General features: G+C 66.0%; 9 protein-coding genes and 5 pseudogenes. 8 read left to right on the forward strand and 6 right to left on the reverse strand.

Annotated features, from left to right (window positions below):
* From ABGB16_RS32170 to ABGB16_RS32185, 4 genes and pseudogenes are all read left to right on the forward strand, one after another.
* Positions 1-103 (forward strand): annotated as a pseudogene (locus tag ABGB16_RS32170) (IS5/IS1182 family transposase); the annotation flags it as partial.
* A 585-nt stretch (positions 104-688) separates the two neighbouring features.
* Positions 689-1,366, forward strand: coding sequence for a cyclodeaminase/cyclohydrolase family protein (locus tag ABGB16_RS32175; RefSeq protein ID WP_347671841.1), 678 nt, complete (start codon positions 689-691; stop codon positions 1,364-1,366).
* A 14-nt stretch (positions 1,367-1,380) separates the two neighbouring features.
* Positions 1,381-1,971 (forward strand): cytochrome P450, encoded by a 591-nt coding sequence (locus ABGB16_RS32180; protein ID WP_347671842.1) that lies wholly within the window; start codon positions 1,381-1,383, stop codon positions 1,969-1,971.
* Positions 1,972-2,149: 178 nt separating this feature from the next.
* A pseudogene (locus ABGB16_RS32185) lies at positions 2,150-2,245 on the forward strand (Tn3 family transposase); the annotation flags it as partial.
* A gap of 36 nt (positions 2,246-2,281) precedes the next feature.
* Here ABGB16_RS32185 and ABGB16_RS32190 read toward each other — a convergent pair.
* From ABGB16_RS32190 to ABGB16_RS32215, 6 genes and pseudogenes are all read right to left on the reverse strand, one after another.
* Positions 2,282-2,539: pseudogene (locus ABGB16_RS32190) on the reverse strand (Tn3 family transposase); the annotation flags it as partial.
* The gene (locus ABGB16_RS32195; RefSeq protein ID WP_347671843.1) at positions 2,485-2,748 is read right to left on the reverse strand and encodes a DUF4158 domain-containing protein; all 264 of its coding nucleotides are present in this window, start codon (positions 2,746-2,748) and stop codon (positions 2,485-2,487) included. The pseudogene ABGB16_RS32190 and the gene ABGB16_RS32195, both read right to left, overlap by 55 nt.
* Before the next feature lie 70 nt (positions 2,749-2,818).
* The gene (locus tag ABGB16_RS32200) at positions 2,819-3,481 is read right to left on the reverse strand and encodes a hypothetical protein (protein WP_347671844.1); all 663 of its coding nucleotides are present in this window, start codon (positions 3,479-3,481) and stop codon (positions 2,819-2,821) included.
* Positions 3,482-3,983: 502 nt separating this feature from the next.
* Positions 3,984-5,036 carry a hypothetical protein gene (locus tag ABGB16_RS32205; RefSeq protein WP_347671845.1) on the reverse strand — a complete coding sequence of 351 codons (1,053 nt, stop codon included), beginning with the start codon at positions 5,034-5,036 and terminating at the stop codon, positions 3,984-3,986.
* A 418-nt stretch (positions 5,037-5,454) separates the two neighbouring features.
* Positions 5,455-6,690, reverse strand: a pseudogene (locus tag ABGB16_RS32210) (IS3 family transposase).
* A gap of 43 nt (positions 6,691-6,733) precedes the next feature.
* Positions 6,734-7,099 (reverse strand): annotated as a pseudogene (locus ABGB16_RS32215) (transposase); the annotation flags it as partial.
* Positions 7,100-7,982: 883 nt separating this feature from the next.
* Between ABGB16_RS32215 and ABGB16_RS32220 the strand changes: the two are divergent.
* The 4 genes from ABGB16_RS32220 (at position 7,983) to ABGB16_RS32235 (ending at position 11,434) form a co-directional block, all read left to right on the forward strand.
* Positions 7,983-8,558: a cupin domain-containing protein gene (locus ABGB16_RS32220; RefSeq protein ID WP_347671846.1), complete on the forward strand. Its 576-nt coding sequence runs from the start codon at positions 7,983-7,985 to the stop codon at positions 8,556-8,558.
* 310 nt (positions 8,559-8,868) lie between these two features.
* A complete protein-coding gene (locus tag ABGB16_RS32225; protein ID WP_347671847.1) occupies positions 8,869-9,249 on the forward strand; it encodes a hypothetical protein in 381 nt (126 codons plus the stop codon).
* A gap of 4 nt (positions 9,250-9,253) precedes the next feature.
* The gene (locus ABGB16_RS32230) at positions 9,254-10,462 is read left to right on the forward strand and encodes a PLP-dependent aminotransferase family protein (protein WP_347671848.1); all 1,209 of its coding nucleotides are present in this window, start codon (positions 9,254-9,256) and stop codon (positions 10,460-10,462) included.
* Positions 10,463-10,654: 192 nt separating this feature from the next.
* The gene (locus ABGB16_RS32235) at positions 10,655-11,434 is read left to right on the forward strand and encodes a hypothetical protein (RefSeq protein ID WP_347671849.1); all 780 of its coding nucleotides are present in this window, start codon (positions 10,655-10,657) and stop codon (positions 11,432-11,434) included.
* Positions 11,435-11,521: the final 87 nt, after the last annotated feature.

The following is an 11,521-nucleotide window of genomic DNA, read 5'->3' on the forward strand; positions in this document are numbered from 1 at the left end:
CGCGTTCTTCGACCTCGCCGACGCGATCATCACTCTACGTAGCCTGATCCGGCAGGCATGGACCCTCTACCGCTGGGACAACCGTCCCACCCGACGCCCATGATCTTGACCTATCTGCGCGACCTCTTACTTGAGCCGGTTGCCTGGAAATCGAGCGCGGCCGGTTCTGAGGGGTCCCCGGCGCAGTAATGCGCCGGGGCTACCCGACGAGCCATGGTTCGGCTTCCTGGCCGACCAGATGAGCCGCCGCGACGCCACAAGAACGTCCAGGCTCGAAGCCGACATCCGCCGCTGGATCAGGAACTGGAACGAGGACCTCAAGCCGTTCATCTGAACGAAGAGCCCCGAAGAGATCCTCGAATCCCTCACCACTTCTGCCGACGGATCTCCGGCTCAGGACACTAGACGGACACCCATCGGAAACGACGTTGCCTGCTGGCGAGCGGCCCGTGTACCCTATCTCGTCCCGCTCGTGTGCGCCGGAGCAAGGTTCGAACGCGGCATCCTCGTCGGGCGCTCCGAGGCTGAAGCAGCCTGGGACGAGTCACCCGATCCACAACTCCTGACAATTTACTCCGCGACGCGTTTCGCTGGCTCAGCCGCTCCAACACCCGACGCCGTCATTTCCGGCTCGGACAACGCAGCCCGATCGCTTACGAGAACGCCTCTATACAACATCAAGGGAGCAATGGTCGACATGACGGATCGAATGCTGGACAACTGGTTGGCTTCGGTTGCGTCCGCCACACCCGGCCCCGGGGCGGGCGCGGTGGGGGCTATGAGCATCGCGATGGGAGCCGCGCTCGCAGAGAAGGCGGCGGCGGTCACATTGACGAGATTCAAGCCGACAGAACCTACGGTCACAATCCATGAACAGATTCTCACAAGTGCGCGCGAGGAAGCTCTGCAGCTCCGGAACCGAGCCGTGGAGCTCGCCGACAAGGAGGCCATAGCGTTTGTGGCCGTGACCACCGCATACCGACTGCCGCAGCGAGACAACGCCGAAAAAGCCATCCGCGCGGAACAACTACGGGAGGCAACGCTCAGGTGCGTCGAGTTGCCGCCACACATCGCCGCTGTCGCCGCGGAACTGGTGCGACTGGTCGAGCGGATGGTCGACAGCGTCAATCTGCATGTGCTGGGAATTGTGGCCACCGCGGTGACGACGGCTCGCGCCGGTCTGGAGTCGGCGGTCGACTCGATGCGCGTCGACGTCATGACGATGTCGTCCCATGACATCGGTCTTCAGCCTGGCGAGGCAGACGCACAGCTCGCAGCCGCCGATGCCGGCATCACCGCGGCTGAGGCCGCGATCGACCTGGTTCGCCAACGCATGGCGGCCGAGTCGGCGCGCAGCCAGGGCTGAGCCTCGATCCACGTGTGTCACGAACGTACGACCTCACCGGCACCATGGTCCGGGACGGCGAGGCCACCGGCGCGATCTCCGAGGAGGAGCTCGTCGCCAGCCTGGTCCTGTTCCTCATCGCCGGCACGCAGACACCGAGCGACGTCATCGGCAACGCCGTCCAGCTCGTCGTCTCCCGGCACCTGCCCGCCCATGACCTGGTCGCGGACCCGGGAACGCTGTCGGACTTCATCACCGAGGCCGTGCGCATCGACCCCGCCATCCACATGCTGACCCGCGTCGCCGCCCGCGACCTCGAGGCCGGCGGCGTCCACATCGCAGCCGGCTCACGGGTTCTGCTCACCCTGGCGGCGGCGAACCGGGATTCTCGACGGTTCGGGCGGCAGGACGAGTTCGACGTCGGCCGGGAGGGCAACGCGCCGCTGGCCTTCGGGCTCGGCACCCATTACTGCCTGGGCGCGAGCTTCGCCAAGCTGCTGGTCGACGTCGCGCTCGCCGAGCTGCTCGGGCGCTTTCCCGCGATGTCCCTAGCGTCCGAGCCGTCCTATCGGGAGCAGCTCGTGCAACGCGGCCTGGCCGACCGGGTCGTCAACCTCGAGGGTTAGTCCCTGTCGCCTCTGGCGAGGTGGCCCGTTCCGGGCTGAAAATCGGTGTTGGTCGGCCGCTGACGTCGTTGCAACGTGGTCGATCTGGCTTGGGGGTGCGAAGCCGCGTAGGCCATGATGTCCGGCCATGGGCGGCGCGCTGTTCTGGCGCGCCGACGCGCCCGATCGCCCGGCCGGTGACTACGGGCCGCTGAATATCATCGCCCGTAACCGGGTCAACCTCGACCGGATCCGCACCCACTGGACGGACATGCTGCGGGTGGCCGGGTCACTGGTCACCAGCAGAGTCCGCGCCTACGACCTGATCCCACTCCCCACGCTGCCCGTGGAAGACCTTCCTCGCGAGGCGATGGCGGGACTCTTGGATGTTGAGTTGGCGGGTGACCCTCCGCCGGTACGTTTCGTCGACCGAGTCGACCATGGCCAGCAGGTGCAGGGTCTTATCGATGCGGCTGTACTCGGCGAACGCCTGCCCCAGCGGGGTCGGGTTGCCGTCTCGGCTGATTATGCGGATCAGGTCGTAGGCGCGGACGGCACGTACTCCACCACCGACCAGGGCAGCTCCCAAGGGTCCTCGGTCAAGAAGTGCCCCAGATACCGAACGGTCCCGATCTGGAGCCCGAACCCGAGCCGGTTGTGCTCCCCACGCTCGTTCGCGATCAAATCCAGCGCGGTCCCGTCGAGCAGGAAGAGCCCCTCCAACTCCGACCGGGTGACGTCACCAACGAACCGCTCGTACGCGGAAGCCTGATCATCAGACAGGAACTCGACGGGCACAGGCGGACAACGTACGTAACCTCACCCCGCACCCTCACCCGCCGCCCCGCCCGCAAGATCATCCTTAGCGCTAATTTCTGTACCGATCTTCCTCAACCCCGGATGCTCGGGAGCCCGCAGGTAGCGCTCGAAGGTGTGCCGCATGGGTATGATCACCTACCGCTGGCCGGCCTGCCGCTGCTGCTCCACCGCCCGCTGAACGGCGCGGTCGATCCGGCCGGACCGTAGCGCGTCGCTGGCTGCCAGCAGCAGCCGTACCGGCGCACCTCCGAGCCCACCCTGAGCTCCAGTTGCTGGCTGCCCCGGCGGCCGACAGCTTGCTCATCGGCGCCACTGCCCGGTTGGCGACCAGCGCGAACAGCACTCGTTCCATGTTCGTGGTGAACCGGCGCGCGTCCGCCGCCGCCCGCACCGCCGCGGCGACGTCCAGTCGCCGCCACAGCCCGTCCAGCAGCCACACCGCTCCGATCGAGCGGGAGTCGACGACCTCCAGGGACGCCGCTGCGGCGGCCAGGCCTGCTTCCGCGCCCGTGCCATGCCCGTCATCGCCGAAGTGCTTGTTGATCGACGCCGCGAGCCGATGCAGCCCTTCCACGTCAACCTGGTCGACACGGCCCAGGTTCATCAGCACATCAGGCTTGATCTTGCCGCCCACCCGGCGGTTGTGCGCCAGAGCGACGTAGCGCACCACGCTGCCATCGGCGTTCGTCCGCGACGTGAACCGCAGATACATGACTACGAAGAAACCACACCTCCACTGGCAGTACAAGATGTGAATCCCTCGTCGTGTTACTACACTTTCTGGCCCCGGAGCCGGTCGGAAGTCGTCCCCGAGCCCGTGACCAGCAGCGACACAGAACCGATCACGCTCGTGTTCCTACGAACTGTGGAACTCGGGCACCCGCGCGAAGCTGAAACGCATGGTCAATCGCCAATTCTTGACCGAAGATGAGCCCGGAATATTCACACTCGCCCCGAAACGGACCTAATCCTCCGAACCGGCCTCTCACGCCCGGGTGGTGTCTTCCAAACCTGTCTGGCTGCTTGGCATCCTGGGCTCTGCGGTGTGGACTGACCCGGATGGCTTCCCCTTGAACGTCGTTTTCAAGGACCAGATCCGGGTACCTTTCCGTAGGCGGGCCACCTCAAAACCATCCACACAGGTTTGATGAGCGACGGTAGAGGTGCACCATCTCCGCTTGGCGTCCTGACGCATTGTCGATGCGGCTGCCGCCTCACACCGTCGCCGCCGGGCTGCTGGCAAGCTCCGCTGTGCGGCGCATCGCAGTGTCAGCCGCCGCAGGGTCGCGTCGCCCGAGGCCGCAGCTGGTCGCGATGTCCACCTGGCGGCCGACCATTCGCTCGATGAGGTTGCGAACGTGGACTTGGGTGGCGAGGTCTTGGCGCTCATGCGCGCAGCCTGCGATGAAGCGTGTCGTGGTCGGAAGCCGGAGCCCCGCAAGCGGCCGGTACCAGCGAGGGTCGATGGGCGGTGGCTCCACCGCAGCGGAGAACGGTGCGTGAACGAATTCCAACGGCCTACCCGCAGGCCACCTTGCCGCGATGGCGTTGGCAAGGCGCACCAAAGGGCCACTATCCCTCATCCGCGCCAGTGCCCGATGTTGCAGGTCTCCGACGCAGAGGTGGATGCCGAAGCGGGCGCCCTCGGGCGCCTGCCGAGCCAGGCCCGCGATCCCGCGTGCCAGGTAGCCCGCCACAGCCGGCTGACTGAAGCGCGGGACACTCGCCACGAAAACCAACTCGGCCGGTACCTCGATCTGGAACACCACGTGGTCCCCAGCCTCGGCATGGATCGCGCGGATCTCGCGCAACGTTGCATCGGTGAACGCCCTTCGATGCCGAAGCGCTCTAGCAGGACCCAAGGCGAACATCGCCACATTGAGATCGCCCGGCACGCCTACCTGGAACGGCAGCTCCGATCGGCCATGCGCCACGGCCAACTCTCGATAGATCGGATAGCTGTCGCGGAAGGCTGCTTCGATGCCCACCTTGATGGCGTCACCTCGCAACGTGTGGCCCCGACGCACCCTGAACATTGGTGTCTTGCTGTAGTCCGACCAGTCGCCGTCACGCGTTAACTCGAAGTCGGGGTGAGTGCGCAGCTCCTCCACGATGTGCAGCACCCAATCCGGGCGGTGTGTTTCACCGTCGGGCACCATGTCGAGGCTGTCCCCTAACTGCGACAGAGCCCACTGCATCGCACCCCGGGGGCTCTCGGCCGGGATGGTGCCAACCAGATGCGTCTTCCGCCTATTCTTCACCCTCATCCTTTCCTCCATCCCAACCGTTCCGCGCCCCGACCTACTGGCGACCTCCGGCCGGCATTGGCCGGCCCGGCCAGCGACGCGGTGGAAGGTCGTCACGGCCCCGCCACGCGGCACGAGCAAAGATCCAGCCGCAGTTGCGTGATCTGAATTTCGGCCGCTCATCGGATGAGTCGCGTCGAGCCAGCGCCAGTCGTGCAGATGTCGATGTCGATGATATCCGTCGTGCGAGTCAGGTGATCAGGCGTGCCCAGGGGAGCCCATGCGTGACCCGGACACGATGCGTCGCGTGGCCCTTGCTACCCGCGCTACCTTTCACCGTGGGTGCCGCCCTACCAGGTAGCGGCGGTGCTACAAGGCCTGGTGGGTCCTCCATCAGCAGCGAGGTGTTTGTGAAGCCCCGGGTTTGATGGAGAGTTGGTTAGCTGGTTTCCAGGGGTGCGGTGACCGGGTGGGTCATCGCGTGGAGTGCCTCGTGCTCGGTGGGTGGGACGTGGCCGAGTTCGCCGTGCAGCCTGCGGTTGTTGTACCAGTCGATGTACTCGACGGTGGCCATCTCCAGGTCGTCGAGCCCGCGCCACGGGCCCTTGTTGCGCACGAGTTCGGCCTTGTAGAGGGAGTTGAACGCCTCGGCCATCGCATTGTCGTACGAGTCGCCCTTGGAAGCCGACAGAGGCGACGGCGCCGGCCTCGGCGAGCCGCTGGGTGTAGCGGATTGCTCGGTACTGGACTCCCCGGTCGGAATGATGAACGAGTCCGCCCAGGTCAGCGCCTTGATTCTCGCGGCGCCACATCGCCATCTTCAACGCGTCGAGAGCCAGATCTGTGTAGAGCGACGTGGACACCTGCCAGCCGACGATCATGCGGGAGAACACGTCGAGGACGAACGCCGCGTACACCCAGCCCACGCTGGTGCGCACGTAGGTCAGGTCGGCGACCCACAGCTGGTTCGGACGTTCGGCGGTGAAGTCCCGTCTGACCAGGTCGCCAGGGCGGCTGGTCTCGGCCGCGGGGCGGGTCGTGCGCGGCGAGGTGTCGCGCAGCAGCCCACGCAGCCCGGACTCACGCATCAGCCGCTCGACGGTGCACCGGGCCACCCGCACGCCGCGTCGGTGCAGCTCGTGCCAGATCTTGCGGGCGCCGTAGACGCCGTAGTTCTCCGCGTGGATCCGCTCGATCACCGCGGTCAGCTCCTCATCGCGTCGCGAGCGGGCGCTGGCGGGGCGGGTCTTGGCGGCGTAGTAGGTCGAGGGTGCGATCTGTGCCGGCGTGTCTTCGAGCGCCCGCAGGACCGGCTGGACACCGTGTCGCTCCCGCTGGGAGTCGACGAACTCGACCTTCATCGCGACGGACGGTCCAACTCCGCCGCGAAGAAAGACGCCGCGGACTTCAGGATCTGGTTCGCCCGCCGCAGCTCACGCACCTCCCGTTCCAACGCGGCGAGGCGCTCCGCGTCGCTGCTGGTGGTGCCCGGCCGCTCACCGGCGTCGGTCTCGGCCTTCTTCACCCACGTGCGCAACGCCTCCGGATGAACCCCGAGCTGACCGGCGATCCGACGGATCGCCCCGACCGCGGACGCCGGATCCCGGCGGGCCTCGACCGCCAACCGGGTCGCACGCTCACGCAGCTCATCGTTGTACTTCTTCGGTGCGGGCATCGCTGGTGTTCCTTCCAGGTTTCGATGTCTCCATCAAACCCGGGGCTTGACAGTCAGGTGCCTGGTCGGCGGCCAGGAACCGGAACGCGACGTCGTCGACACACCTGCGCTCGATCGCCCGCGAGGAGCGCACACCGGTGGTGTAGCCGTAGATCAGCAGACGCACCATCAGCCGGGGATCATACGGCGGGTAGCCGCGCTTCTCGGTGTAGTCGGCCAGGACCGGCCCCAGGTCCAGCACCTCGTCGACCAGGTCCGCGACGAACCGGGCCAGGTGGTCCTCGAGCAGCCAGTCGTCAAGCGACGGCGGCAGCAGCAGGACTTGGCGCGGGTCGAACGCCCGGAAGGTCTTGTCCACCGCCACCGCACGATGCGTCCGCTTCGGCTCGACCGGCTCGACCTCGAACAGCCCATCCTCACGACGCATACCCGGATGATTCCGTATAAAAGATCACGAGATGCAAGGCGGGTGCCCTTTACTGAGACACGCTCCTAGCCGGTGGCGTTGACGGGTCCCCACACCCCACGACCACGAGCAGGTCCAAGGAGACACTCGCGGACTGCGCCGGAGTCCTGGGATCGGATCCGACGGCGCGCCCGTGGCGCGAGGGCTCGACAGTGGTCATGCCCCAACCGACCCGGGTGGCATGGTTTTGTAGGCTCTGGTGGGTTAAGAGCGATTCTAAAGATAGCGGACAGCCAGTTGCGCAGGTAACGAGCGAGCATACGATGTGCGCAGTAGATCAACGAGCCGGTGCTTGTCCGCGGTACCACCCCAACCCACCATCGTGCTCAAGGAAGGCCTTCGCACATGGAGCCGTCGTAGCCTAACCGGTCGAGCGTGGAAGAGGTCCCCTCCCGAGTGGACTGCGCCGGGCGCCTGACCAGGAATCGTTGACTGTGGCGCGCGGCCACCAACCCGGCGCAGCGTGTTCTGCTCGGCGGCGCCGCGGGCCCTCGGCGACCAGATGTCAGCGCCGGCTGGCTGCCAGGAAAACGTGCTGCTTCCGCGTCCGACCACGGCGGTGCCGCGGCTGCTCGCCGACGTGTCAGGCACCCTCGAACCGTTGGTCGGGCCACCGTGACGCAACGAGCACGCCACGTTGGTCGGATCGAACCTCATCGGCCCCGCATGCCACGTCCAACGGTCGATGCAGGCGAAGGTCTTCCTAGTCGTTCTCGAACAGGACCGGAGCAAAGTGCTGCTCAGGTCAGACCCATTCATGACTTTGCGGACTCTTGCACCACCACCGCTACTCCCTGCTCCTTCCTGCACCGACGGGAGATTTGACATGCTTGCGCCAACGAATACGAAAAACGGAATTGGCTATCACGCCGGCAGCAAGAAGATAACGGTCCACTCGGCCAAGAATGGCGATGGTCTAGCCAGCCCTCAGGGGCAGACGTTGATCCCGACGGTCAGCCAGCAACTGTGCGGGACGAACGGAATCTCGGCATGCACCGTAGTCATGCAACCGGGCAAGGTGTCACGGCTGCATTTACATGCGCGGACAGAGATCGTGGTGGTTTGCGTAGAGGGCTGGGCGGCCACGTTGATCGGACCCGATTTCGAGCCGGTACTGCATGGACCGGGTGAGTTCCTGTACGTGCCCGAAGGCGTCCTCCACGCTGCCGTGAATTTGAGCTCGGAGCATCGTTTGGTGGCGTATGAGTTTCGGACTGACCCGAAGCTCAATGAGGATGTGGTGTTGGTGCCTGAGCAGGAAGAAGCCATGCTGGAGGCGGCGGCAGAGCTACAGGGTGGTTTTGCGGAGGGCAGGCTGAAGCTGCCGATCCACTGGGATCTCACGGGAACTTCCAACCTTTCGACCAATACTCATCGCAGTCCGCGTAACGCCCTTCAGTAAATCGCCCACATCCCCCCGGGGGTGCCTCGACCTCGGGATAGCCGCGGGTCTTGAGTCCGCAGTCAGGGTTCACACAGCACGCGTACCCGTATCACCACTGACCGGACATCGGCCGGAACGTCCGCGACAGTCGCTGATGGCACCCCTGCACTCCGCGCGACACGGCTGCGCAGCGCGGTCAGGCCACCGCCCCTTCGGGAGCCCGGGCCCGCACCAGGATGCGCTCTCCGTCGTCCACCACGCCATCGATCACCAGCGGGGTAACTTGGTCACTCCCGGCTCCATGGCCCCGTATCGCTTGTAGGAGATCGTGAAGATGGCCCCATCACCAATCGTCGGCGTCTGGCGAGTCAGGACCGAGGGAGCTCCTGTTCCGTACCATATGTTTGCCTTCCACTCCGACGGCACCCTCCATCAGTCCAATCCCCCGCTCGGCAACACCATCACAAGCGACACGGCCGGTTTGGGCGTCTGGCAGGAGCGAGAAGGCGCCGTCAAGGCCCGCTTCGAGGAGTACCGCCTCGCCTACCGCGACCACAGCATGACCCGCGGCGTAATAGAGCTCACGCTGAGCGTCAGCCACAACTCGTTTACCGGTACCGCCGAGTTCAACGTCTACGACGTAGATGACAAGCATCTTGACGGCCCCCTCCATGCCACCGTGGAAGGGCGGAAAGTGACTTTGGAGTAGTCCCATGTCGGCAACCACCCCGCTGTCGTCCCTAGCCGATCGGGCCGTCGCTGACCCCATCGCGCCGATCTTTGGCACAATCATGTCGCGACAAGCGGCCGATTCCTCGTTTGTCTCGCTGGCCGCCGGCTCGCCCGACAACCGCCTGCTCCCCAACGACCTGCTCGAAGCCCTGGTTCAAGACGCCCGCCAGGCCGACCAGCACCTCGGCCTACTCAACTACACCATGCCCCAAGGCCTGCCGTCGCTGCGTGCGCACTTTGCTCGGCTGCTCCAGGATCAGGGCGTCCGGTGCACTCCCGATGGCCTGCTGATAACGAGCGGGGGCATGGAGGCCATCAGCCTGGCCGCAGAACTCACTCTCAACCCCGGAGATGTCGTCCTGGTCGAGAGCCCGGCCTTCCCCGGTGCCATGAGCGCCTTTCAGCGCTGCGGGGCCAGGGTGGTCCATGTGGACTGTGACGACGACGGCATCATCCCCGAAGCTGTCGTCGAGGCCATCGCGCTGCATCAGCCCAAGCTCCTGTCGGTCATGCCCGATTTCCAGAATCCGTCCGGGCGGGTCATGCCCACCGCGCGCCGGGAGCGCTTGGCGCTGATCATCGAGGACACCGGCGTCATGGCGATAGAAGATGGCGTCTACACGCAGCTCCGGTTTGCCGGCGATCCCCTGCCGCCCCTGCAGTCCTACGCGCCCGACCACGTCCTCTACGCCTCTTCCGTCTCGAAGATCCTCGCCCCCGCCATGCGCGTAGGCGCTCTCGTAGCTCCGCCCGCCTTTGTGGAGCACGCCCGACGCGTCAAGTCGGCCTACAACATGCAGGCCTCGGGATTCACCCAAGCCATCGCAGCTCGATTCCTGGACCCTGGAAAGTCTGTTCTCACGGACCACCTCCAGTCCCTCCGCACCGCCTACGCTGATCGGTACAGGGTCATGGACCAGGCACTCGCACAACATTTCCCGGACAGCGCCGGCTATACCTGGACCAGACCCTCGGGCGGCATGTTCCTATGGCTCGAAGGGCCAAACTCCGTCGACTTCACCGCAGCCCTCGGCCGGGCACTGGAGGCGGGTGTGGCCTACATTCCCGGCTCGCTGTTTTATTTCGACCCCAGGCGTGGTCACCAGGCCGCTCGGCTCAACTACGCCAGCACCTCGCCTGACCGAATTCCTGAGGGCATCGCCCGGCTCGCCATGGCGCTATTGGGCTAGTAGTGGGACGCTCCCGCCACAGTCGTCACATCGCCCGGCCGGCGGTGGTGAACGGATGCTGACCGGCAGCCGTGCTCTGTGTGAGAACCCGTCCACGTAGGTCAGATGACATACGATGACCTGGCACGACAAATCCCAGCGGGAAGCCCGTGACGGCGGATGCGATGCCCGGCACCGGTCCTCCCCCTCCGGATGCAGACCCGCCCACCAGCCACGCAACGAACCAAGGCGGCGCGACGGGGTTCGGTTGTCCTCGTCGTCGGCTTCCTGGCGCCCTTGGCGGTACTCGGCGCGTGCTTGGCCAGCGCCGGCGACAGCGGCAAGGGCGACCGCGGGCGCGCCGAGCGGCAGGAGCACCTATGGACCGGAGATGCCGACCTTCCCTCCGGGTCGACCGTCGACTCGGCGGGCCCGGCATTACTTCCCGCCCCCACCGCCGCCGGGCCTTCGGAGACGCCACGGAAGGCCGACGGCGGTACCACCCCCGCCGGCCCCATCCCGACGCCGACTGCCGCAGGTGCGGCACCACCGGCGCCCCAACCGACCGCACAGCCGATACTGCTCGGCAACTTCGACGGAGATCCGGGATGGACCGACGGTCACGGCCGCAACGATCCGGGAAAGACCATCGAGTGTGAGGGGTTGGCCCGCTGCGCGGTCACGGGTGGGGCGCTCTTGCTCAGGTACGAGGCCAACGGCTGGTTCGGGAGCTACGTCGACCGCAACCTGACCGACTACACGCGCCTGGTGTTGCGGATCCGGGGAGAACGCGGCGGCGAGGAGTCCGACATCCGGCTCACTCCCGGCGGCGTTCAGTCCAGACTGACCGGTCTCACCCTCGCCGGCGACAATCGGACCATCACCACCGGCTACCAGGACCTGCGCATTCCGCTGGCGGCAAACCGTATCGACCGCACCACCCCAGGTGAGCTCCAGGGCCCCGGCGTTGTTTCTTTCTGTCCGGCTTGGTGATGGTTTGCTAGATGCCGTAGACGGCGAAGACATCGGTGCGGTTGTGTAGGTCGCGGCGGGCGTGGGCGATGTTGGCGCGTCCGGCGA

The sequence above is a fragment of the Micromonospora sp. B11E3 genome (genome assembly GCF_039871625.1).
Classification (GTDB): Bacteria; Actinomycetota; Actinomycetes; order Mycobacteriales; family Micromonosporaceae; genus Micromonospora.